This is a genomic window from Corynebacterium sp. AOP40-9SA-29, assembly GCF_052377405.1.
Lineage (GTDB): Bacteria > Actinomycetota > Actinomycetes > Mycobacteriales > Mycobacteriaceae > Corynebacterium.
Map to the genome: position 1 here is coordinate 163,034 of NZ_JBQSWR010000006.1, position 23,090 is coordinate 186,123.

Below are 23,090 nucleotides of genomic sequence, written 5' to 3' on the forward strand. Positions count from 1 at the left end.
CAACCGTAACCATGAATGGGCTTCATGGTAGATCCGGCGGGGACTCCGCACAAGAGCCTCGGCCCGAAGTGGCGTACCCTCGTCGGCATGACCCAACAGGCACTGCACGGTGACGGGTGGGCTGTCGGCACCGACGGCACCCGACGGTGGGGCACGCTCGGTGCGGCGGGCCTCTTCCTCACCACCAGGGAAAACGACACGATCCTCCTGCTCGTTCAGCACCGCGCGAACTGGACCAACTTCGGCGGCACCTGGGGAATCCCCGGCGGGGCGGTTGAACCGGGGGAGTCCGTGGTGGAAGCCGCGCTGCGCGAGACGCAGGAGGAAACCGGCGTCGACCCGTCCGATACCCACATCTCCGACCATCTGGTCACCTCCCGGGCAGAGCTCACCCACGTGCTGGTGCGGGTGCCCCTCGCCCCAGAGGAAATGGTGCTCGCCGGCCCGGTTACCGCCGCCGTCGAGAAGGGCGCGACGCTGCTGGAGGCCGTGCGCTCCCACCGCATCACTCAGCCTGGCACCGGCTATCCGCTGACGATGACCATCTCTGGCCAACTGTGTTGGGAGGTCCCGGATGACAGCGTCGACGAATGGACGTACACCACCGTGCTGGCGACCTGCGACTCCGCGCTCGAGCTCTACCCCTCGGCGGAGAGCGCCGATCTGGCGTGGTGCCCCATCGACGAGGTTGCCGAGCTCCCGCTGATCCCGCCTTTCCGCGAGGCCCTGCCCGGGCTGCGGGAGATGCTGGAGGCCTAGAAACACCTTTTCGTGGCACACTGGTCCGACGTGACCGAAAAGAACGCCCCGACGTACCCCACGATGCCATTGCCGGCGAAGGACGCGTGGCCCGCGCTCTTCGCGCTATGCACCGGCTTCTTCATGATCCTGCTGGACCAGACGATCGTCGCCGTGGCGACGCCGGAGTTCCAGCGCCAGCTCGATGCCGACTACAACCAGGTCATCTGGGTGACATCGGCGTACCTGCTGACCTTCGCCGTCCCGCTGCTGGTCACCGGACGGCTCGGCGACCGCTTCGGCCCGCGCAATGTGTACGTCGTGGGCATGACCGTGTTCACGGCGTCCTCGCTGTGGTGTGGGCTGTCGGGCAGTGTCGAGGAGCTGATCGCCGCGCGCGCCGTCCAGGGACTGGGTGCGGCATTGCTGACGCCACAGACCATGGCCGTGATCAACCGGATCTTCCCGCGCGACAAGCGCGGCTCCGCACTGGGAGTGTGGGGTGCGACGGCAGGACTGTCCACCCTGTGTGGTCCGATCCTCGGTGGACTGATTACCGGCACCGTCGGCTGGGAGTGGGTCTTCTTTATCAACGTGCCTATCGGTGTGCTGTCGATCATCGCGGTGATGATGTGGGTGCCCCGGTTCCCGCCGGCAGCGCGGCGCATCGACCCGCTGTCCATCGTGCTGTCCGTGCTCGCCGTCTTCCTGCTGGTGTTCGGCCTGCAGGAGGGCGAGACGATGGACTGGGCCTGGTGGATCTGGTTGATGATCATCGGGTCGCTGGTCCTCCTGGTCCTGTTCGTGCGCCAGCAGGTCGTCGCCGAGAAGCGGGGCCGCGACCCGCTGATGCCGCTGAGTCTGTTCAAGGTGCGCAACTTTTCCCTGGGCAATATCGGCATCGTGGCCATGGGCTTCACCGTGGCCAGCGTGCCGCTGCCGTTCACCCTCTACTACCAGCAGGTTCACGGGTTGACGCCGCTGGAGGCCGGCATGATGCTCGTCCCGCAGGCGGCGATGGCGCTGGTGCTGTCGCCCGTCGTCGGACGCATGACCGACCGCTACAGCCCGCGGGGGCTGAGTGCGTCCGGCTTCGCGTTGATGGGGCTGTCGATCGTGGGCATGACCGTGGTGATGTCCACGGACGTGAGCCACTACTGGACGATAATTCCGTTGCTCGGCCTGGGCGTGGGCAACTCGCTGGTGTGGGCGCCGAATTCGGCCTCGACGATGCGCGACCTGGAACTCAGCCAGATGGGTGCCGGCTCCGGTGTCTACAACCAGACCCGCCAGCTCGGCTCGGTGCTCGGCGTGGCGGCAGTCGGGGCGATGATGCAGTGGCGACTCACCGTCGACGATCCCGGTATGGCCTTCGGGCTGGCGGTGCTTCTGCCCGCCGCGTCCATGCTTGTGGGGGTGGCGTCATCCCTGTTGTCCAGGAACAACCTGCACCGGACCTCGACAGTCGCAGCCGAGCCGTCGGCTGACTAGGATCAGTGACATGCGCATCGCAACCTTGACCAGTGGAGGGGACTGCCCCGGACTCAACGCCGTCATCCGTGGCGTGGTCCGTACGGCGGCAGGCCGTGGAGGAACCGTCGTGGGATACCAGGACGGTTGGCAGGGGCTGGTCGAGGACCGCCGCATCCAGCTCTACGATGATGAGGACATCGACCGGATCCTCACCCGTGGCGGCACGATTCTGGGCACCGGCCGGCTCAAGACCGCCGACTTCAAGGCATCGATCGGCAAGATCCGCGAGAACCTCGAGGACGCTGGTATCGACGTGCTCATCGCCATCGGTGGCGAGGGCACGCTCAAGGGTGCGCAGTGGCTGCACCAGCAGGGCCTTCCGGTGATCGGTGTGCCCAAGACCATCGACAACGACGTCAACGCCACTGACTACACCTTCGGTTTCGACACCGCGGTGGCCGTGGCCACCGATGCCATTGACCGGCTCCACACCACCGCGGAGTCGCATAATCGTGTGATGATCGTGCAGGTCATGGGCCGGCACGTGGGCTGGATCGCCCTGCACGCCGGTATGGCCGGTGGTGCCCACGACATCCTGATCCCGGAGGTGCCCTTCGACATTGACGAGGTGTGCAAGCGCATGTCGCGTCGCTTCGAGCTGGGCGAGAAGTACGGCATCATCGTGGTGGCCGAGGGGGCGGTGCCCAAGGAGGGCACCTTCGACATCGGCGACCGGGCGGTGGACCAGTTCGGTCATCAGAAGTTCGATGACATCGGAGCGAAGATCGCCAACGAGATCGAGAACCGGTTGGACACCGATGTGCGTTCCACGGTGCTGGGTCACATTCAGCGTGGTGGCACCCCGACCGCGTTCGACCGGGTGTTGGCGACCCGGTACGCGGTGCATGCCACGAAGGCGGCGCTGCGTGGGGAGACCGGCAAGGTCGTCGCATTGCACGGTGAGCGTATCGAGCTGGTGTCCTTCGATGAGGCGGTCGGCAACCTGAAGGTCGTGCCGCAGCAGCGTATCGATTCGGTCGGCGCGCTGATCGGGTAGGTACCCGGCCCCGTTCCCAGAACCCCGCGCGGTTGGTGGTCTGATCCTGTCAGACCAACCACTACGCGGGGTTCTGTGTCGGTAGTAGCGGTGAACGACGTGCATCCGGCCCCTGCCGAACAGGGGAGGGGGTACCCGCTTGTAGGGTGACCCTCACCGCATCAGGCATCCCGCGTTCATTCCCGTTCTCGCGCGGCCGACCACCCCCGGCCCACGGAGATGGCGCGCACTCACGGCTTCTTTCCGAAAGTGACCTGACCTCCCCGTGTCTTCTACATCAACATCCCCATCCTCCTCCGCAACGCAGGACCGCAGCGCCTACATCGCTTCCCTGGGCTTCCCCGTCCTGGTGATTATCGGCGGTGTCATCGGTTTCCTCGGCGGCGACGACCTGTCCGCTGCGACGTCCGGGTGGACCAACTGGCTGCTCGGGCTGATCATGTTCGGCATGGGGCTGACCCTGAAGCCCGGCGACTTCGTCCTCGTGGTCAAGCGGCCGCTTCCGGTGATCGTGGGTGTTGTTGCACAGTTCGTGATCATGCCCCTGGCCGCCCTGCTGGTGGTCTGGGTCCTCGGCCTGCCGTCCGCTATCGCCGCCGGTGTGGTTCTCGTGGGCTGCGCCCCGGGCGGGACGGCGTCCAACGTGGTCTCCTACCTCGCCCGCGGTGACCTGGCCCTGTCCGTGGCGATGACGTCGGTCTCGACCCTGCTCGCACCGCTGCTGACACCGCTGCTCACCCTGTGGCTGGCCGGACAGTACATGCCCTTGGACGCCGGCTCCATGGCAGTGTCGATCGTGCAGGTCGTGCTCGTTCCGGTCATCGCCGGGCTGCTGTTCCGTTTCCTGCTGCCCCGGCTGATCGAGAAGATCCTGCCGGCACTGCCGTGGATCTCGGTGGTCGCCATCGCCGCCGTGGTGGCGATCGTCGTCTCCGGAAACCGCGACAACCTCCTGGAAGCCGGTCTCCTGGTGCTGGTGGCCGTCGTGCTGCACAACACCCTGGGCCTGGCGCTGGGCTACGGTGCGGGCAAGGTCACCGGACGGCCCGTCCCGGTGCGTCGCACCATGGCCATCGAGGTCGGGATGCAGAACTCCGGGCTGGCCGCCGGGCTCGCCGCCCAGCACATGGAGCCGATGTCCGCGCTGCCGGGTGCCATCTTCTCGGTATGGCACAACTTGTCCGGTGCGGTCTTCGCAGCCCTGTGCCGTGCATCGGACCGTCGTGCGGCACAACGAACCGAGCACAGAGCGGACCACGCCAGCGACGCCGCGGACGCCATCCACTAGACTGAATCACCATGACAGCCGTGGTGAACGATTACTCCGATGACGTGATGGACTTCGACGAGGTGCTCGAGCGCTTCGACCCCGTGATGGGGATGGAGGTCCACGTTGAACTCGCAACGCGGACGAAGATGTTCTCCGCGTCCTCGGCGGAGTTCGGTGACGCACCGAACACCAACGTGGACCCCTGCAGCCTCGGCCTCCCCGGAGCGCTGCCCGTGGTCAACCGCCAGGGCGTTGAGTGGGCCATCAAGATCGGCCTCGCGCTGAACTGCGACATCGCCCCTTACTCGCGCTTCGCCCGGAAGAACTACTTCTACCCGGACCAGCCGAAGAACTACCAGATCTCCCAGTACGACGAGCCCATCGCCCACGACGGCTACCTCGACATCGTGCTGGACGACGGCACCCCGTGGCGCATCGAGATCGAGCGTGCGCACATGGAGGAGGACACCGGCAAGCTCACCCACCTGGGTGGCGCGACCGGACGCATCCACGGCGCGACCGCGTCGCTGGTGGACTGCAACCGTGCCGGTATCCCGCTGATCGAGATCGTCACCAAGCCCATCGAGGGTGTGGGGGAGCGCGCACCGGAGATCGCGCGCGCCTACGTCACCGCCCTGCGTGACCTGGTCAAGGCCCTCGAGGTCTCTGATGCTCGCATGGACCAGGGGTCGATGCGCGTGGACTCCAACCTGTCCCTGCGTCCGGTCGGGACCACGGAGTTCGGTACCCGTACCGAGACCAAGAACATCAACTCGCTGAAGTCGGTCGAGCAGGCCGTGCGTTTCGAGATGCAGCGCCAGGCGGCCTGCATCGTCAACGATGTCGAGATCATCCAGGAGACCCGCCACTACCAGGAGGCCGACGGCACGACCTCCCGCGGGCGCGTCAAGGAGACGATGGCGGACTACCGCTACTTCAATGATCCCGACCTGCCCCCGGTGCTCGCACCGTCCGAGTGGGTCGAGTCGATCCGCGAGACGCTGCCGGAGATGCCCTGGATCCGCCGCGCCCGCATCCAGGAGGAGTGGGACCTCAAGGACGAGGAGATGCGTGACCTGGTCAACGCCGGTGCACTCGACCTGATCATCGCCACCGTCGAGGCCGGGTCCACTCCCTCCGAGGCGCGTAGCTGGTGGGTCGCCTACCTGTCCCAGAAGGCCAAGGAGGCCGGCGTCGAACTCGAGGGTCTGGAGATCACCCCGGCCCAGGTCGCCCGCGTCGCCGCACTGGTGAAGGAGGGCAAGCTGACCAACAAGCTCGCCCGCAAGGCCGTCGACGGCGTGCTCGCCGGTGAGGGGGACGTCGACGAGGTTGTCGCCGCCCGCGGCCTGGAGGTCGTCCGTGACGACGGTGCGATCGAGAAGGCCGTGGACGACGCCCTCGCCGCCAACCCCGACATCGTCGAGAAGTACAAGGCAGGCAATAAGAAGGTCACCGGCGCCATCGTCGGTGAGGTCATGAAGGCCACCCGCGGCAAGGCCGACCCCGCACAGGTGAACAAGCTCATCGCCACGAAGCTCGGCTGACACCAGTGCGCGACTAGTCCGCATCGTAGAAACATCGACCCCCGGGGACTTCACCCCGGGGGTCGCTGCATGGGGTGGGGACCCTACACGGGGGAGGTTTCGTTATCAGTAGAAACGTTAAATAGGTCACATTAGGCAGTGTCGGGGGCACTGTATCCGGGAAAACGGGGGTGGTTGCCGGCCATGTGCGGGAAGTTCCGGACAATATCACGGAACCTCTGTTGGCGAGTCAGCTACATGTGCATAATAAACCGGACGTTAACATACGTGTACCCAATGACTGGGTCGACGTCCGGGCGCGCTCGCGACCTCCACCCACACCTATGGTGGGCATGCCGCGGCCCCGGAAAGCTCGACCACGCACCAGAGGAGCCCTCCGTTGCTCATAGGTATCCCCCGGGAACCGCAAACCTTGGTCTCTGCGACACCTGACACCGTCGGCAAGCTGATCAAGCTCGGCTACGACGTAGCCGTTCAGTCCGGCGCAGGTGACAAGGCGAACTTCCCCGACAGCCAGTTCGAGGCCGCCGGTGCCACGATCGTCGGCGAGGACGTCTGGTCCTCCGACATCGTCACCACGCTCGACACCCCCTCCGCCGACCAGCGTGGCGCCCTGAAGTCCGGGGGCACCCTGATCTCCCGGCTCGCCCCGGGGCGCAACGACGAGCTCGTCGCCGAGCTGGCGGAGAAGAACGTGACCGCCATCGCCATGGACACCGTCCCGCGCATCAGCCGCGCACAGTCCATGGACGTGCTCAGCTCGCAGGCCAATATCGCCGGCTACCGTGCGGTCATCGAGGCCGCGAACACCTTCGGTCGGCTGTTCACCGGTCAGGTGACCGCGGCGGGCAAGGTTCCCCCGGCCACCGTGTACGTCATCGGCACCGGCGTCGCCGGGCTGGCGGCCATCGGCACGGCCAACTCGATGGGCGCGGTGGTCAAGGCGACCGACTTGCGTCCGGAGACCGCCGAGCAGGTGGAGTCGATGGGTGCGGAGTTCGTGGCCATCCCCACCGCCTCGGAGAAATCCGACGACGGCTACGCCAAGGAGATGACGCAGGACCAGGCCGCCGCGGCGGCGAAGCTTTACGCAGAGCAGTCCGCAGCGTCCGACATCGTGATCACCACGGCCAATATCCCGGGACGTACCTCCCCGGTGCTGCTGACCGCGGCGGACGTGGCGAAGATGAAGCCGGGTTCGGTCATCGTGGACATGGCCGCTGCCAACGGCGGCAACTGCGAGCTCACCGTCGCCGGCGAGGTCACCACCACCGACAACGGTGTGAAGATCATCGGCTACACCGATCTCGCCGGACGCCTGCCCGCGCAGTCCTCGCAGCTCTACGGCCAGAACGTGGTGAACCTGTTCAAGCTGGTCACCCCGGGCAAGGACGGCCAGACCATCCTGGACCTTGAGGACGAGATCGTCCGCGGCATCACCGTGACCAAGGCCCAGGACGTCGCACAGGACGGTGCCCACGCCGCGCAGGACGCTCAGGCCGAGATCCTGTGGCCACCGCCACCGGTGAAGGTCTCCGCCGCGCCGGCGCCGGCGCCGAAGGCCGAGGCGGCACCTGCCGCCGAGGAGGAGGCTCCGGCGAAGTCCACCCTGCCGTGGAAGATCCTCGCCGGAATCCTCGGCATCGCCCTGGTGCTGGTCAGCCCCCTGGAGGTCGCCGACGAGTACATGGTGCTCCTGCTGGCCGTCGTGGTCGGCTTCTACGTGATCACCGCGGTGACCCACAAGCTGCACACCCCGCTGATGAGTGAGACGAACGCGATCTCGGGAATCATCCTGGTCGGAGCGATCCTCCAGGTCGGCTCGTCCAATATCGCCGTGGCCGTCCTGGCGTTCATCGCGATCGTTGTCGCCTCGATCAACATCTTCGGTGGCTTCTTCGTCACCAGGCGCATGCTCACCATGTTCGAGGGAGGCAACTGACATGACCTTGACCAATCAGCTTTTTCTTGCAGCTAGCACCAGCACCGAGAACGGGGTCCTGGACCCCGCCGTCGTGGAGTGGACGGACAAGGTCACCAACCTGGCCTACATCATCGCCGCTCTGCTGTTCATCCTGGCTCTTGCGGGCCTGGCCAAGCAGCAGTCCGCCTCGCGCGGTAACCGCTTTGGCATGGCGGGCATGGCGATCGCCCTGATCGCCACCATCGTCAAGGCCGTCGTGGCCTCCGCCGATGACTCCGAGAACTACAACAGCCCGTTCGCCACCCTGATCCTCATCGCCATCGCGATGATCATCGGTGCCGCGATCGGTATCCCGCGTGCCCGCAAGGTCGAGATGACCGGCATGCCCGAGCTCATCGCGATGCTGCACAGCTTCGTGGGTCTGGCCGCCGTGCTCATCGGCGTGAACTCCTTCATCCAGCGTTCGCAGTCCGAGGAGCACGTCGCCGGCTTCAACCTGGGTGAGATCTACCTGGGCATCTTCATCGGTGCGGTCACACTCACCGGCTCGATCGTGGCCTACCTGAAGCTGTCGGGGAAGATCAGCGGTTCGCCGCTGATGCTGCCCGGCCGCAACCTGCTCAACATCGCCGTGATCGTGGTGTCGCTGGTCGGCATGGGCGTTTTCATCGCCGCCGGTACCGACAACGCGGCACTGTCCTGGACCGTGCTCGGCGTGATGCTCGTGCTGGCCCTGGCCCTGGGCGTGCACCTGGTCGCCGCTATCGGCGGTGGCGATATGCCCGTCGTGGTTTCGATGCTGAACTCCTACTCGGGTTGGGCCGCCGCGGCCGCCGGCTTCATGCTGGCCAACCCGCTGCTGATCATCACCGGTTCGCTGGTCGGTTCCTCCGGTGCGTACCTGTCCTACGTGATGTGCAAGGCGATGAACCGGTCGTTCATCTCGGTGATCCTCGGTGGCTTCGGCGCCGACACCTCTGCTGGCGACGACCGCGACTACGGCGAGCACACCGAGGTCACGGCCGAGGACACCGCCGAGCTGCTCAAGGGCGCGAAGTCGGTCATGATCACCCCGGGCTACGGCATGGCCGTCGCCCAGGCGCAGTACCCGGTCGCCTCGCTGGTCTCCAAGCTGCGTGAGCAGGGTATCGACGTGACCTTCGGCATCCACCCGGTTGCGGGTCGTCTGCCCGGCCACATGAACGTGCTGCTGGCCGAGGCTAAGGTGCCCTATGACATCGTCCTGGAGCTCGACGAGGTCAACGATGACTTCGCCGACGTGGACGTGGTCCTGGTCATCGGTGCCAACGACACGGTCAACCCCATCGCCGAGGAGCCGGGTTCCCCGATCGCCGGCATGCCGGTGCTCAAGGTGTGGGAGGCCAACAAGGTCGTCGTGTTCAAGCGGTCCATGGGCTCCGGCTATGCCGGCGTGCAGAACCCGCTGTTCTTCAACGACAACACCGACATGCTGCTCGGCGACGCCAAGCAGTCCGTCGAGGCGATCACCTCCGCCCTCTAGGAGGACGCCCCGTCACCGTCAGGCACCGTCACCGTCCCGGACGTCCTCCGGACGCGGTGCCGCCGGTGCGCTACCGTCACCGAACGGTGATCCGCCCAGCCGCCCCCTGTCGTGGGCGGTGGTGAACCCCGCCGGGTCTGGCCCCACGGCCACGACCCCGGTGGGGTTCACGTCTGTGTGGACGATGTAGTAGTGGTCCTTGATCTGGCCGAAGTTGGTGGTGTCGCCGAAGCCGGGGGTCTGGAACAGGTCTCGCAGGTAGCCCCACAGGTTCGGCCTGCTGGAGATCGTGTAGCGGTTGCACTTGAAGTGCCCGTGGTAGACCATGTCGAACCTGACCAGGGTCACGTAAAGGTAGATGTCGGCCAGGGTGATGTGCTCGCCGACGAGGTAGCGGCGCGTCGCCAGGCGCTCTTCGAGCATGTCGAGGGTGTCGAAAAGTTCGCCGAAGGCCTTCTCGTAGGCGTCCTGGGACCCGGCGAATCCGCACTTGTAGACGCCATTGTTGACGGTGCGGAAGACCCGATCGGCGATCTCGTCGATCTCGGTGCGCAGTTCGGTGGGGTAGAGGTCCGGGGCACCGTCGCGGTGCAGCGGGGTCCACTCGGTGACGAAGTCGCGCACCATGGTGCGGAAGTCATTAGTGACCACGGCCTTCGAGTCGATGTCGATCAGGGCGGGGACGGTGATGCCCTTGGGGTAGTCGGCGTAGCGGTGCAGGTAGCAGTCGCGCAGGCGTCCGACGCCCAGCACCGGGTCCACGGAATCGGGGTCGAGGTCGAAGGTCCACGACTTCCAGTCGTGGGTGGGCCCGGTCAGCCCCAGGCTCAGCGGGGCGGGCGCCTCGGGGGAGTCGGCCCCGTCGAGGCCGAGCAGTCGCCGGACGATCACCGCGCGGTGCGCCCACGGGCACGCGCGCGCCGCGACGAGGCGGTAGCGTCCTGCCGTCACGGGCCAGGCGATGCCCTTGCCGGACGCGGTGCTCGCCGCGTCGAACCCGTCGGTGTCGGCGACGACGCGGTCGTCGATGTAGCTCATGTCCCGGTCGAAGCCTTCGGCCCCGCTGGCGACGTATCCCATGGTGTCCTCCATTTTGTGTGTTCGTGGTTGCGGTGGTGCGACATACCGTTCGTCCTCCGCTGTGACGCGTGGTTTCTAGCCTAGGCTTGACGCACGTATCCATGCGGAGACGAGCACATGAACTAGCACGAGACCAGCACGAGATCGCCGCGCCAGAGGTCACCACACCGGAGGCGCAGAAGGTGGGAGACCATGGGATTGTTTGACCGGAAGCCGGCGAAACCGGGCGACCCGGGAGACTCGGTCGCCGAGGACAGTAAGGACGCAAAGGACGCCGTCGTCGGCAAGGACAGTAGCGACGCTACGGACGCGGTCGACGCGTCGGAGTCCGCCGGGCGGGTGGACCACACCGACGACGACCTCTTCGAGGCGATCGACTCGGTGGACGCCATCGACGTGCCCGATACAACCCGTCCGCTCTCCGTGGGGCCGGTGTCGCCCGCGCGCGAGGAGCAGGGTGCGCCTGTGACCGATGCTGCGTCGGATGAGAACGCGCCGGACGAGTCCGTCGTGAAGGACGACTCGAGCGACTCGATCGACTCGGTCGATTCGGAGAAGCCGGACACTGCCGACACTGCCGACACCGCCGATACTGCAGACGCAGAGGACGCAGAGGACATTGAGGCTCCCCGGCCGAAGCGCGACATCTACGCGGTGTCCGGGCGTGCGCGTCCGCAGAAGATCGAGCCGCGCGGCGACGACTCACGCACCGAAGTGTTCACCGCCGCGTCCGCCGACCCTGCCTACGGCACGCAGACCTCGCAGGATGTACCCGACTCTGAGGAATCCGGCCACGAGACACTCGCCTTTGGCGGTGGATTGGGCGCTGCGGGTGCTGCTGCGACGCCGCGTCGCTCTGCCATCCCGGAGCCGACCGAGTCCCAGAATCCGGCTCAGGCCCCGGCCGATGCCGGGGAGGGCGCGACCGCGGTCTTCGCCCCGACTGCTGCCGGCGCTGCTGGTACTGCGGGTGCTGCAGGTACCGCCGGTGTCGTGGCGTCCGGCGAGGAGGACGCCGCTACGGCAGTGGACGAGAACGGCGAGCCCGTCTCGACCGTCTCGGCCGAGCCCGAGGCAAAGCGCGGCACGCTTGATCTGGGCCTGTTCTTCCTGCGGGTCGTTGTCGGCGCGCTGCTGATCGTGCGCGGTCTGCAGACCCTCTTCGCCTTCGGTGGGGACCCGGGGATCAGCGCTTTCGAGCAGACCCTGTCGGCCTACAACTTCGCCGATATCCTGGCCGTTGCTCTGCCGGTCGCGGAGATCGTGGCCGGCGGTCTGCTGGTCTTCGGCCTGCTCACCCCGGTCGGCAGCGCGCTGGCCGTGGTGGTCGCCGGGTTCCTGACCTTGCATAATCTCTCTCTGTGGGACTCCGGCTACTGGCCGTACACCCTGAGCCCGCACGTGCAGTTCTGGGGTCTGCTGACCCTCGTCGGACTGGTGCTCACGTTCACCGGCCCGGGCCGCTACTCCGCGGACATCTCGCGCGGCTGGGCGACCAGGCCGTTGGCGTCGGCGTGGCTGTTCGCGCTCATCGGTGTGGCCGGTGCCGCCGGACTGTGGCTGGCGGTCTCGGGCGGCAACCCGTTCTGACGTCCCCGGCTACGCCCGCTTAGCCCAACGCGAGCCGGGCGGCCATGGCGATCATCAGCAGTCCAATGCCCAGGTTGATCCAGCGCCACACCCCGGGACTGGACAACGGACGACTCAGTAGGCGGGCCCCGTAGCCCACCACCACGAAGAACAGGACGGACCCGACCAAGGCCCCGGCAGTGAATACCCACTTGCCGGGGTCGTACTGGTTGGCCATCGTGCCGAACACCACGATGCCGTCGACGTAGGCCGCCGGGTTGAGGAATGTCACCGCCAGTGCGGTGGGCAGGGCGGAGAGCGCGCGGGGACGGCGCAGTCGGCGCAGTCGCTGCGCGGCGTCCTGCCGGGTGGGGGCGGGACGCGTCTTGGTGGCCACCTGGCCGCCGCCGGCGGGCAGGACGTCGCGGGATAGCGCGCTCCCGGCGTCCTGCGTGTGCTCGGACGCCGGCTCGACGCCTTCGATGGCGGTGGGGTGACGCACGTCGCGCAGGCACGTCGAGGCGAACCAGAGCAGGTAGGCGACGCCGCCCCAGCGCAGGATCTCGATGAGTACGGGCAACTTGTCGGTGACCACGGCGACGCCGGCGGTGCCCGCGGGCAGCAGGATGAGGTCGCCCACGATGAACACGCTGATCACCAGGCCCACGCCCCAGCGTTTCACGCCCTGTTTGAGCAGCACGATGTTCTGCGGGCCGACGGCGGCGATCACGGAGAGCTGGAAGACCATGCCAGCGAGGGCGATCCTGAGTGCGGGGAGGAGGGAATCGTAGGTCACCCGCCAGAGCCTAGGAACCGGGCGAAGTGAAGACAAGCAAGCAGAACTGGGCACAGTTAAGATGTGCTTCATGATCCCACGTCACCTGGATACACTGCTGCTCGTCGTCGATGAGGGGAGTTTCGAGGCCGCCGCATCGCGCCTGGGGGTGAGTCCGTCGGCGGTGAGTCAGCGCATCAAGGCGCTGGAGTCGGACGTGGGGCGCGTGGTGGTGCGTCGGACGTCACCGGTCGGGGTGACCGGCGCCGGGGAAGTGCTGGTGCAGAGTGCACGGCAGATGCGGCTGCTCGAGGTTGAGACCGACGACCGGCTGCGCGGCCAGATCAGTGAACGGCCCGTGAGTGTGGGCGTCAACGCCGACTCGCTGGGGACGTGGTTTCGTCCCGTGCTCGGGCACGTGGCTGCGTCCGGCGGGATCTCGCTGGAACTCACCGTGGAGGACGAGCAACGCTCCCTGGCCATGCTGCGCCGTGGCGACTGCATGGGTGTGGTCACTGCCGAGGCCGAACCCGTCGCCGGATGTGTGGTCGAGGAACTCGGTGTGCTGCACTACTGGCCGGTGGGCTCCCCGGGGCTCGCCGAGACCCTGCACCGCGGCCTGGCCGAGCAGGGGGACTCCGCGTGGGCGGGTCTTCCGCTGCTGGTCATTGGACCGCACGACCGGATGACCGATGGTGTTCTGGTGCCCCGCGAGGTCACCCCGCGCGCCGACCGTCGGGTCTCCCGGATCCCCAGTTTCGAGGGGCTTAACGACGCCGTCGTCGCCGGGCTCGGGTGGACGCTCGTACCGGTGTCCGCCGCGCGGCCCTATGTGTCGGCTGGCACGATGGTGCGGCTCACCGAGGACGTCATCGAGGTGCCGCTGTACTGGCAGCACTGGCGGCTGGAGTCCGACACCCTCGGCGTGCTCACCGACGCCGTGCACGCCGCCGCGGCTGCGGGGTTGGGGTAGGGCCATGCCTCCTGAAACCCCACGCAGATGGTGGTCCCGATCCCGGAGACCAACATCTGAGTGGGGTTTCAGGTTCTGTGCCGCAGCTCGGAGAAGCGGTCCTCCCACAACTGTTGTGTGCGGATTGCCTTGGGGATCCTCGGCCAGTCCGCGATCAGGTGGTCCTTGTTGATGATGGAGCACACATCCTCGATGGTGCCTTCCCCTAGCGCGGCACCGTAGGCGATGGAGCGTCCACCGGGGGTCGACAGATCGACGGTGCTGCCGCCCTTCTTCGCCCAGTGGATCGACTGGGGAACGTCCAACATGCCACCGGTGGGTCCGCGCAGGTCGTCGAGGGAGTCCGGGACCGCGTAGACCTTGGTATTTCGGTACAACATCCGTTCGTGCTCGGAGTTCCCGGAGGACATGCTGGCTCCTCTGTTCGGTCGGTAGGGGCCTGGGACATCGAGATTAGTGGGGCGCTCGGGGTCGGCGCAGGAGTAGGGCGCAGCGCACCGGGATTTCTGGAATCAGCGCCTCAGCCGACGGTACGCGCGGGACGACAAGGGGAGGAACACCGCCACGAGTGCCAACGGCCACAACAACGCCGCCAGCACGGCATGGTCGGCCAGCGCCCCGCCCGTGAGCCCGGTGGGGTTGCCGAAGAGCTCGCGGACGGCGGTGGCCGTGGCCGACACCGGGTTCCAGGTGGCCAGGGGCTCCAACCAGGACGGCATGAACTCCGGGGATACGAAGGCGGTGGACAGGAACCCGATCGGCCAGACCAGGACCTGCACCGCCGTGGCAGCCCCCTCGTTCCTGCCCAGGGTTAAACCGAGGAAGATACCGATCCACAGCACGGCGAAGCGGAACCACAGCAGCAGCGCGATCGCCAGAACCGCCTCGGGGAGGCTTCCGGTGATCCGCCACCCCAGCAGGAGCCCGCCGATGACCAGGACGACGAGTTCCACCGCGGAGGTGATCATGTCCGCGCCGGCGCGTCCGAGCGCGACGGAGGCATCTCCGATCGGCAGCGAGCGGAAGCGGTCGGTGATGCCTTTCTTCGCGTCGTTGGCCATGGCGGTGGTGGTCGCCTCGACACCGAACATCATGGACAGGGCCATCATGCCGGGCAGTAGGTAGTCGATGTAGTCCCCGCCGCCGGGCAGCTCGATCGACCCGCCGAAGAGCAGGGCGAACATCAGCAGGAGCATCACGGTGAACAGGATGCTGAACACCGGGGTCAGGGGTTGGCGGCGCCAGTGCTGCAGTTCCCTCGTGGTGAGGATCATGCCGCTGGTGATGCTGTTCATCGGTTCTCCTCGGGGTTCGGGATGGTCGGGGTGGAGGGATCAGTCGGGGTCTCGGTGACGGAGAGGAAGACCTCGTCGAGGGTCGGACGGCGCAGTGCGACGTCGGTGGGCGACAGGTTCGCCTCGTCGAGTTGTCGGATGAGATCGACCATGTCGGCGGTGCCGCGTGGTGCGGGCACGCTGGCGTGGATCCCGTCCGGGGACTCTGTCAGTGACTGCCATTCGGCGGCGGCCTCGACCTCGGCCTTGGTAGTGGTGGAGGGGAAGGTGACGTCGACCCGGTCACCGCCGCGGCTGCGTTTGAGTTCGTCCGGTGTTCCCTCGGCGATCACCCGTCCGTCCTTCATGATCGAAATGCGGTCGGCGAGGCGGTCAGCCTCCTCGAGGTACTGGGTGGTCAGCAGCACGGTGGTGCCGGCGCGGGCGGTTTGCAGCACGGCGTCCCACACGTCGACGCGTCCGCGGGGGTCGAGTCCGGTGGTGGGTTCATCGAGGAAGAGGACGTCCGGCTCGCGGATGAGGGAGACGGCGATGTCGAGGCGTCGGCGCATGCCGCCGGAGTAGCCGGATACCGCCCGGTCAGCGGCCTCGGTCAGGGAGAACTGTTCCAGGAGTTCGTCAGCACGACGCCGGGCGTCCTGTCGGCGTAGTCCGAGCAGTCGGGCGAACATGACGAGGTTCTGGCGTCCGCCGATGACCTCGTCCAGGGCGGCGTACTGACCGACCAGGCCGATGCGTGAGCGCAGGGCGTTCCCGTCGCGGACATCGGTGCCGGCGATCCGGGCGGTCCCGCTGTCGAGGGTGGTCAGAGTGGTGAGGACGCCGACGGCGGTCGTCTTGCCGGCACCGTTGGGTCCGAGTAGCCCGTGGATGGTGCCGGCGGGGACGGTGAGGGTGAAGTCGTCGAGCGCGCGGTGGTCGCCGTAGGTCTTGACCAGCGATTCAGCGTGGATGGCGGGAGGGGAAGCCGAGGGCACAATAAACTCCAAACGGTGTACGAAGTTACGAGGATGTTTTAACGTACGCCGTTCGGAGTAAGCTGTCAACATGGATTCCGAGAGCCACAACGTCACTGCCCCTGAACCTGACCGCATGCTGCGACTGGTGTGGCGCCACGAGATTGGCGAGGAGTCCGGCGCGCGTGGCCCACGGAAGAAGTGGTCTGTTGACCAGGTCGTGGACACCGCCATCGCCGAGGCGGACGCCGCCGGTGTCAGCGGTGTCGAGGGACTCTCCATGCGCCGGATCGCGGAGAAGCTCGACACCTCTGCTGCCACGCTGTACACCTACATCCCCGGTCGCGACGAGCTCCTCGGGCTGATGGTCGACCAGGTCATGGGACGCGTCGACCTCCCGTCGTTCGACGGTGCGACCACGGATCCGCACAGCGTGGCCGAGAGACTCCGCATGGTGTCGGCCGTCGCCTGGGAGGAGATACTTGAGCACCCCTGGCTGCTCAACGCCCAGCGCCACCGGCCCCTGCTCGGGCCGAATGTGTCGCGTCGTTACGAATGGCAGCTCACCGCCGTGGAAGGGTGCGGACTGGACGACGTGGCCATGGATCACACCATCTCACTGGTCGAGTCCCATGCCGTGGCCAGTGCGGCGGCGAGCGTGAACGCCCGAGACCTCGCCAGGGACACTGGGGTCAGTGACGCGGACTGGTGGCAGGTCAACGCACCGGTCCTGTCCCAGGTCATGAAGGACGAGGACTTCCCGGTGTCCGGACGCGTCGGAACCGCGGTGGGGGAGAAGTACCAGGCGGTCACCGACCCGACCGCGGTCTACAGATACGGACTCGAGGTCATTCTCGACGGTGTGCTCCACCGGCTGGCCCGCTGACTGCTGCTGCCTCCTGAAACCCCTCGCAGATGTTGGTCCGGATCCGGGAGACCGACATCTGAGTGGGGTTATAGGGAGGGGAGGCGCGCGCTACCCGTCCTGCGCCACCGCGCCGGCACCTGCCACCGCACGCAGCGCCTGGCCGGTGGCGGTACCAGCGTTGGCGACCTCGGCCGGGGTGCCGTCGGCAACGATGCGTCCGCCCTCCACACCGGCACCGGGGCCAAGATCCACCACCCGGTCGGCCTGGGCGACCACACGCAGGTCGTGCTCCACCACGACCACGGTGTCACCGGCGTCGACCAGTCGGTTGAGTTCGGTGACCAGCAGGTCCACGTCCGCCGGGTGCAGGCCGGTGGTTGGCTCGTCCAACAGGTGCACCGTAGGAGTGCCGCGGCGGGCCCGGCGGCTGCGCTGTAGTTCGGTGGCCAGTTTGATGCGCTGGGCCTCCCCACCGGAGAGCTCCGGGGCGCCCTGGCCCAGGCGCAGGTAGGACAGGCCCACGGCGTCCAACGCCTGCAGTGCGGTGAGCACCGCCGGCTCGTCGGCGAAGACGTCCAGGGCGTCCTTCACCGTCAGATCCAGGATCCCGGCGACGGTATAGCCGTGCCAGGTGACCTGCAGTGTCTCGTCGTTGTAGCGGGCACCGTGGCAGTCCGGGCAGGTGGTGTAACTGCCGGGCAGGAACACCAGTTCCACCTCGATCGCGCCTTCGCCGTTGCACGTCGGGCAGCGTCCCTGGGTGACGTTGTAGGAGAACCGGGAGACCGTCCACCCGCGCTCGCGCGCCCCGTCGGTGCCGGCGAAGAGTTTGCGCACGTGGTCGAACAGGCCGGTGTAGGTCGCCAGGCAGGAGCGCGTGGTGCGGCCGATGGGCTGCTGGGTGATGTGCACGGTGCGCACCCCGGCATCGTCCAAGACCTGCGGCAATACGCCCGACAGCAGCGTCGACTTCCCTGATCCGGACACCCCGGTCACCGCGGTGAACTGGCCCAACCCGAGGGAGGTGTCGATGTCCAAGGTGCGCTCGGTGCTGCGCACCGGCAGGCGGGAGGACGCTGCGCGCGCCGGGTGGCGTCCCCCGGTGAGCGTGGGGGCTGCGGCGGCGAGCGCGCGGCCGGTGGGGGTGTCCTGCCCGGCCAGGCCGTCTTCACCACCGTCTTCACCACCGACCGGCCCGGACCACAGCACCTCGCCGCCGTTCTCCCCGGCACCCGGGCCGACGTCCACCACCCAGTCCGCCCCGGCGACCAGGGACATGTCGTGTTCCACGAGCACCACACTGTTGCCCGCCTCCAGGAAGCGGGTCATCAGCTCACGCACCGCCACCCGCTCGGTCGGGTGCAGCCCGGCGGAGGGTTCGTCCAGCACGTAGACCACGCCGAACAGGCCCGAGTGCAGCTGCGAGGCCAGGCGCAGGCGCTGCAGTTCCCCGGCCGATAGCGTCGAGGCGGCACGGTCCAGGCTCAGGTGGCCCAGTCCCAGCTCCACCGCCGCGCGCACCGTCGGGGTCACCTGCTCCAGCAGCAACCGCTCGGCCTCCGACGGGGATGTGACCCCGGCGAAGAGACCAGCGAGTTCCTCCAACGGCACGGCGTTCAGCTCGTCGATGGTCAGCCCCAGGTACGTCACCGACAGCGCGTCCGCGGTGAGCCGGCGCCCACCGCACTCCGGACACACCGAATGGTCCATGAAGGACAGGACGCGACGACGCGTGGCGTCCGACGACGTCGAGGCCAGCGTCTCACGCAGGTAGGTTGCCACCGAGCGCCACGTCCCGTCGTAGGTGCGCTGGATCTGGTGGGCGCCGCGCACCGGGTGCACCGTGACCACCGGCTTGTCCGGGGTGAACAGGATCCAGTCCCGGTCCTCGCGAGACAGCTGCGACCACGGCACGTCCGTGCGGTAGCCGAGGGTGACCAGGATGTCGTGGAAGTTCTTGCCCAGCCACGCGCCGGGCCAGGCGGCGATCGCACCGTCGTCGATCGACACCGAGGCATCCGGCACCATCGACGCCTCCGTCGGCGCGTGCACCGTCCCGGTGCCCTGGCACGTGGGGCACATGCCCGAGGCGGTGTTGGGGGAGAAGCGGTCCGAGTCCAACCGGCCCACCCGCTCGCGGAGCTCCTCCGGGTAGGTGCCCGAGCGGGAGAACAGCAGACGCACCGAGTTCGACACCGTGGAGAACGTCCCCACCGTGGAACGCGCCCCACCGCCGGAGCGCGACTGCTCCAGTGCGACCGTCGGCGGCAACCCGTCGATGCGTCCGACCTTCGGGTCCACCGCCCCGGCGATCAGCCGGCGGGCGAAGGGCGCGACCGACTCCAGGTAGCGGCGCTGCGCCTCGCCGTGCACCGTGCCGAACGCCAATGATGACTTCCCCGACCCCGACACCCCAGTCACTGCCACCAGCTTGCCCCGCGGGAACTCCACGGAGACGTGGCGCAGGTTGCGCAGGTGGGCATCGTGGACACGGACAGTTGAACTCGGGTCGACCATGGCCGTCCATTCTAGGCGGTAGCGTGGGGGAATGGACTTTGGGATAGCAGGCAGATGGGCCGTGGTCGGCGCCTCCAGTCAGGGGCTCGGCCTCGGGTGCGCCGACGCTTTGGCGTCCGAGGGGGTGAACCTCGTCGTCAATGCCCGACGCGCCGGGCCGCTCGCCGAGGCCGCCGAGCGCCTGCGCGCTCACGGGGTAGAGGTACGAGAGGTCGTCGGGGACATCAGCGAATCCGGCATCCGCGAGACCCTGCTGGATGCCGCCCCGCAGGTCGACATCCTGGTCACCAACGCCGGCGGGCCGCCGCCCGGCGATTTCCGCGACTGGGACGAGGACGCTTGGCTCGCCGCATTGAAGCAGAATATGCTCACCCCGGTGGAGTTGATCAAGGCCACGGTGGACGACATGGCCGCCCGCGGTTTCGGGCGAGTGGTCAATATCACCTCTGCGGCGGTGAAGGCTCCGATCGCCACGCTGGGCCTGTCCAATGGGGCGCGCGGCGGGCTGACCGGCTTCGTGGCCGGGGTGGCACGCCAACCCCAGTTGGCCGCGGCGAACGTGACGATCAACAACCTGCTGCCGGGACGCTTCGCGACCGCGCGGTTGGCGCGCACCGGTTCGTCGCCGTCCACCGACGGCATCCCGGCAGGACGCTTCGGCGACCCGGCAGAGTTCGGCGCGACCTGCGCCTTCCTGTGTTCGGCGCAGGCCGGCTACATCACCGGGCAGAATATGCTCATCGACGGCGGGGCGTACCCGGGCACGTTGTGAGCGGCAGGGTCTAGTCGACCTCGCGCACCGCGCCCTTGTCGGCGCTGGTGGCCATCTTGGCGTAGGCACGCAGCGCCTTGGTGACCTTGCGCTGACGGGTCGCCGGGGACCAGGGCTTCTGCGAGGCGTCCATCGCCGCACGGCGACGCGCGATCTCCTCGTCCGGCACGTCGAGGGTGAGCTGACGGTTGTGGACGTCGATGGTCACGGTGTCACCGTTCTCGACGAGCCCGATCAGTCCACCGTCGGCGGCCTCCGGGGAGATGTGGCCGACCGAGATACCCGAGGATCCGCCGGAGAAACGCCCGTCGGTGATCAGGGCGCACTTCTTGCCCAGTCCGGAGCCCTTGAGGAAGGCGGTGGGGTGCAGCATCTCCTGCATGCCCGGCCCGCCGGACGGGCCCTCGTAGCGCACGACGACCACGTCGCCGGCGGTGACCTTCTTCTTGAGGATCACGTCCACGGCCTCCTCCTGCGATTCCACGACCAGGGCAGGTCCGGAGAAGTGCCACAGGGACTCGTCGATGCCGGCGGCCTTGATGACCGCGCCGTCGGGCGAGAGGTTGCCGCGCAGGATGACCAGCCCGCCGTCGGCGGTGAAGGCGTGCTCCACGTCGTGGATGCAACCGTTCTCGGCGTCCACGTCGAGGTCGTCCCACACATTGTCCGTGGAGAAGGGCTCGGTGGTGCGCACACCGCCGGGCGCGGCGTGGTAGAGGTCGATCGCCTCCTGGCGCGGCGAGGCCGCACTGACGTCCCAGTCCTCGAGCCACTCGGCGAGACTGGGGGAGTGCACGGTGTGCACGCCCTCGTTGAGCTTGCCGCCACGCCACAGCTCGCCGAGGATGCGGGGGATTCCGCCGGCGCGGTGGACGTCCTCCATGTGGTAGTCGGAGTTCGGCGCGACCTTCGACAGGCAGGGGACGTTGCGCGACAGGTCGTCGATGTCCTGCAGGTCGAAGTCGATGCCACCCTCCTGGGCGGCGGCGAGGATGTGCAGCACCGTGTTGGTGGACCCGCCCATGGCCATGTCCAGGGCCATGGAGTTCTGGAAGGCCTCCTTGGTGGCGATGTTGCGCGGGAGCACGGAGGTGTCGCCCTCGCCGTAGTAGCGCTTGCACAGGTTCACGATGGTGCGTCCGGCCTCGCTGAACAGCTCGCGGCGCGCGGAGTGGGTCGCCAGGGTGGAGCCGTTGCCGGGCAGGGACAGGCCGAGGGCCTCGGTGAGGCAGTTCATCGAGTTGGCGGTGAACATGCCGGAGCAGGAACCGCAGGTCGGGCAGGCGGCCTGCTCCACGGTCATCAGGCCCTGGCGGGAGACCTGCTCGCTGGCGGACGCCGAGATCGAGGTGATCAGGTCGGTGGGCGCGTGGGCCACACCGTCGACGACCACAGCCTTGCCGGCCTCCATCGGCCCGCCGGAGACGAAGACCACCGGGATGTTCAGGCGCATCGCGGCGTTGAGCATGCCGGGGGTGATCTTGTCGCAGTTGGAGATGCACACGATGGCGTCGGCCTGGTGGGCGTTGACCATGTACTCCACGGAGTCCGAGATGATCTCGCGGCTCGGCAGCGAGTACAGCATGCCGGAGTGCCCCATGGCGATGCCGTCGTCCACGGCGATGGTGTTGAACTCACGGGCCACGCCGCCGGCCTCGGCGACGGCCTCGGCAACGATGTCACCGACGTTCTTCAGGTGGACGTGCCCGGGGACGAACTGGGTGTAGGAGTTCGCGATCGCGATGATCGGCTTGTCGAAGTCACTGTCCTTCATGCCCGTGGCTCGCCAGAGGGAGCGTGCGCCGGCGGCGTTGCGTCCCTGGGTGGTCACTGATGACCGGTAGGAGATCTCGTTCATGGTGGGAAAGCGTCCTCTCGTGGGGCCTCGTGCGGCTGCCCGGCCCGTGGGCAGTTGTGTCGGTGGGGGTTTGTGCTTGGGGGTTTGTGCGTGGGGGTTCGTGCGTTGATTTATAGGTGCGGAGTCGCGGCAGGAGCCTGAGGGACAGTAGTCAGCTGTCGACTCGATTACTCTACCCGCCGCTATCGGACGCAGCGCGCCGCGCGGCGCGGGCGGTCAGTTCGCAGCGTCCGGCTTGGCGTCCGGCTTTGCGTCCTGTGTGCCGTCCTGCTCGGCGTTCTGGTCTGCGTTCTGCTCACCGGCAGCGGCGCGGCGGCGTTCGAGTTCCTCGCGGGCCATGTGCCGGGCCCGTTGCGCGGCCTCGTACTCGCTGTACTCGTCCTCGTCCATGAGGACGGCCAGACCGCTGTCGCGTTCGACGACTCGTACCTTCTCGTCGATCGCGGAGAGACTCGGGGTCACCGGGTCCGGGATCCTGCCCCCGGTCACTTCCGCCAGGGTCACCAGCGAATTGAAGCTCACTCCGGGGAGCGGGAATGTCGTCTCGTCCTTGCTTACCGCAAGGGCCTTGCCTCCACGGGTGAATCGTAACGCTTCGAAGTCGTCCCACGCCAATGACTTTGTTGGGCGAAGGAGGTAGCGGGCTGTGATGCCGCCGTCGGTGAACTCCGTGCGGGTGCGCAGCACGCCGACGATGAACAGGAGGGGGAGGAGCGGGAGCCAGAAGAGAACACTCGGGGCGTAGGCCACGCCGACGATCGACATGGCCACCATGAGGAAACCGGCGATCAGGTGGGCCTGATCCGTGCGGACCTTGTACGGCATGGTGGGCGACTCCGCGGAACTCATGGTTGTCTATTTAATCAGCACCGGTGGTTCACACACACATCGCCCGG

Annotated in this window: 19 protein-coding genes; 11 read left to right on the forward strand and 8 right to left on the reverse strand. The window is 67.5% G+C overall.

The genetic code is table 11. The annotated features are described in order from the left end of the window. Window positions 1–87 precede the first annotated feature (87 nt). The 7 genes from ACT3SZ_RS11835 to pntB all read left to right on the forward strand — a co-directional run bounded on the left by ACT3SZ_RS11835 (window position 88) and on the right by pntB (window position 9,531). Window positions 88–759, forward strand: coding sequence for an NUDIX domain-containing protein (locus ACT3SZ_RS11835; protein WP_444618857.1), 672 nt, complete (start codon window positions 88–90; stop codon window positions 757–759). 63 nt (window positions 760–822) lie between these two features. Next, a complete protein-coding gene (locus tag ACT3SZ_RS11840; protein ID WP_444619042.1) occupies window positions 823–2,229 on the forward strand; it encodes a DHA2 family efflux MFS transporter permease subunit in 1,407 nt (468 codons plus the stop codon). A gap of 10 nt (window positions 2,230–2,239) precedes the next feature. Beyond that, window positions 2,240–3,268, forward strand: coding sequence for an ATP-dependent 6-phosphofructokinase (locus ACT3SZ_RS11845; RefSeq protein WP_444618859.1), 1,029 nt, complete (start codon window positions 2,240–2,242; stop codon window positions 3,266–3,268). Between the two features lie 265 nt (window positions 3,269–3,533). Next, window positions 3,534–4,556, forward strand: coding sequence for a bile acid:sodium symporter family protein (locus tag ACT3SZ_RS11850; RefSeq protein WP_444618861.1), 1,023 nt, complete (start codon window positions 3,534–3,536; stop codon window positions 4,554–4,556). A gap of 11 nt (window positions 4,557–4,567) precedes the next feature. Continuing rightward, entirely contained in the window at window positions 4,568–6,085 is a 1,518-nt protein-coding gene (gene gatB / locus ACT3SZ_RS11855; protein WP_444618863.1) for an Asp-tRNA(Asn)/Glu-tRNA(Gln) amidotransferase subunit GatB, read from the forward strand. 379 nt (window positions 6,086–6,464) lie between these two features. Beyond that, window positions 6,465–8,027 (forward strand): Re/Si-specific NAD(P)(+) transhydrogenase subunit alpha, encoded by a 1,563-nt coding sequence (locus ACT3SZ_RS11860; RefSeq protein WP_444618865.1) that lies wholly within the window; start codon window positions 6,465–6,467, stop codon window positions 8,025–8,027. Window position 8,028: 1 nt separating this feature from the next. Further along, complete coding sequence (pntB, locus tag ACT3SZ_RS11865; RefSeq protein WP_444618866.1) at window positions 8,029–9,531, forward strand: Re/Si-specific NAD(P)(+) transhydrogenase subunit beta; 1,503 nt, start codon at window positions 8,029–8,031, stop codon at window positions 9,529–9,531. Window positions 9,532–9,549: 18 nt separating this feature from the next. Here pntB and ACT3SZ_RS11870 read toward each other — a convergent pair whose 3' ends face one another. Then, complete coding sequence (locus ACT3SZ_RS11870) at window positions 9,550–10,611, reverse strand: glutathione S-transferase C-terminal domain-containing protein (protein ID WP_444618868.1); 1,062 nt, start codon at window positions 10,609–10,611, stop codon at window positions 9,550–9,552. A 192-nt stretch (window positions 10,612–10,803) separates the two neighbouring features. Here ACT3SZ_RS11870 and ACT3SZ_RS11875 point away from each other — a divergent pair, with 192 nt between their 5' ends. Beyond that, the gene (locus ACT3SZ_RS11875) at window positions 10,804–12,201 is read left to right on the forward strand and encodes a DoxX family protein (RefSeq protein WP_444618869.1); all 1,398 of its coding nucleotides are present in this window, start codon (window positions 10,804–10,806) and stop codon (window positions 12,199–12,201) included. 19 nt (window positions 12,202–12,220) lie between these two features. On the opposite strand, the gene ACT3SZ_RS11880 is transcribed toward ACT3SZ_RS11875, so the two are convergent. Further along, window positions 12,221–12,976, reverse strand: coding sequence for a LysE/ArgO family amino acid transporter (locus tag ACT3SZ_RS11880; RefSeq protein ID WP_444618871.1), 756 nt, complete (start codon window positions 12,974–12,976; stop codon window positions 12,221–12,223). 70 nt (window positions 12,977–13,046) lie between these two features. Here ACT3SZ_RS11880 and ACT3SZ_RS11885 point away from each other — a divergent pair, with 70 nt between their 5' ends. Further along, entirely contained in the window at window positions 13,047–13,928 is an 882-nt protein-coding gene (locus tag ACT3SZ_RS11885; RefSeq protein WP_444618873.1) for an ArgP/LysG family DNA-binding transcriptional regulator, read from the forward strand. A 68-nt stretch (window positions 13,929–13,996) separates the two neighbouring features. On the opposite strand, the gene ACT3SZ_RS11890 is transcribed toward ACT3SZ_RS11885, so the two are convergent. The 3 genes from ACT3SZ_RS11890 to ACT3SZ_RS11900 all read right to left on the reverse strand — a co-directional run bounded on the left by ACT3SZ_RS11890 (window position 13,997) and on the right by ACT3SZ_RS11900 (window position 16,200). Further along, window positions 13,997–14,338: a hypothetical protein gene (locus ACT3SZ_RS11890; RefSeq protein ID WP_444618874.1), complete on the reverse strand. Its 342-nt coding sequence runs from the start codon at window positions 14,336–14,338 to the stop codon at window positions 13,997–13,999. A 102-nt stretch (window positions 14,339–14,440) separates the two neighbouring features. Further along, the gene (locus ACT3SZ_RS11895; protein ID WP_444618875.1) at window positions 14,441–15,223 is read right to left on the reverse strand and encodes an ABC transporter permease; all 783 of its coding nucleotides are present in this window, start codon (window positions 15,221–15,223) and stop codon (window positions 14,441–14,443) included. Continuing rightward, a complete protein-coding gene (locus tag ACT3SZ_RS11900) occupies window positions 15,220–16,200 on the reverse strand; it encodes an ATP-binding cassette domain-containing protein (protein WP_444618877.1) in 981 nt (326 codons plus the stop codon). The genes ACT3SZ_RS11895 and ACT3SZ_RS11900 overlap by 4 nt, the downstream gene beginning before the upstream one ends. 70 nt (window positions 16,201–16,270) lie before the next feature. Here ACT3SZ_RS11900 and ACT3SZ_RS11905 point away from each other — a divergent pair, with 70 nt between their 5' ends. Beyond that, complete coding sequence (locus ACT3SZ_RS11905; protein ID WP_444618879.1) at window positions 16,271–17,065, forward strand: TetR/AcrR family transcriptional regulator; 795 nt, start codon at window positions 16,271–16,273, stop codon at window positions 17,063–17,065. Window positions 17,066–17,155: 90 nt separating this feature from the next. Here ACT3SZ_RS11905 and ACT3SZ_RS11910 read toward each other — a convergent pair whose 3' ends face one another. Then, window positions 17,156–19,564 (reverse strand): ATP-binding cassette domain-containing protein, encoded by a 2,409-nt coding sequence (locus tag ACT3SZ_RS11910; RefSeq protein WP_444618881.1) that lies wholly within the window; start codon window positions 19,562–19,564, stop codon window positions 17,156–17,158. Window positions 19,565–19,595: 31 nt separating this feature from the next. Here ACT3SZ_RS11910 and ACT3SZ_RS11915 point away from each other — a divergent pair, with 31 nt between their 5' ends. After that, window positions 19,596–20,336 (forward strand): SDR family oxidoreductase, encoded by a 741-nt coding sequence (locus tag ACT3SZ_RS11915; RefSeq protein WP_444618883.1) that lies wholly within the window; start codon window positions 19,596–19,598, stop codon window positions 20,334–20,336. Window positions 20,337–20,346: 10 nt separating this feature from the next. Here the strand turns inward: ACT3SZ_RS11915 and ilvD are convergent, their stop codons facing one another. Both ilvD and ACT3SZ_RS11925 read right to left on the reverse strand, forming a co-directional pair. Continuing rightward, window positions 20,347–22,194, reverse strand: a complete 1,848-nt coding sequence (ilvD, locus tag ACT3SZ_RS11920) for a dihydroxy-acid dehydratase (RefSeq protein WP_444618885.1) — start codon at window positions 22,192–22,194, stop codon at window positions 20,347–20,349. Window positions 22,195–22,410: 216 nt separating this feature from the next. Further along, window positions 22,411–23,043, reverse strand: a complete 633-nt coding sequence (locus tag ACT3SZ_RS11925) for a PH domain-containing protein (RefSeq protein WP_444618887.1) — start codon at window positions 23,041–23,043, stop codon at window positions 22,411–22,413. Window positions 23,044–23,090: the final 47 nt, after the last annotated feature.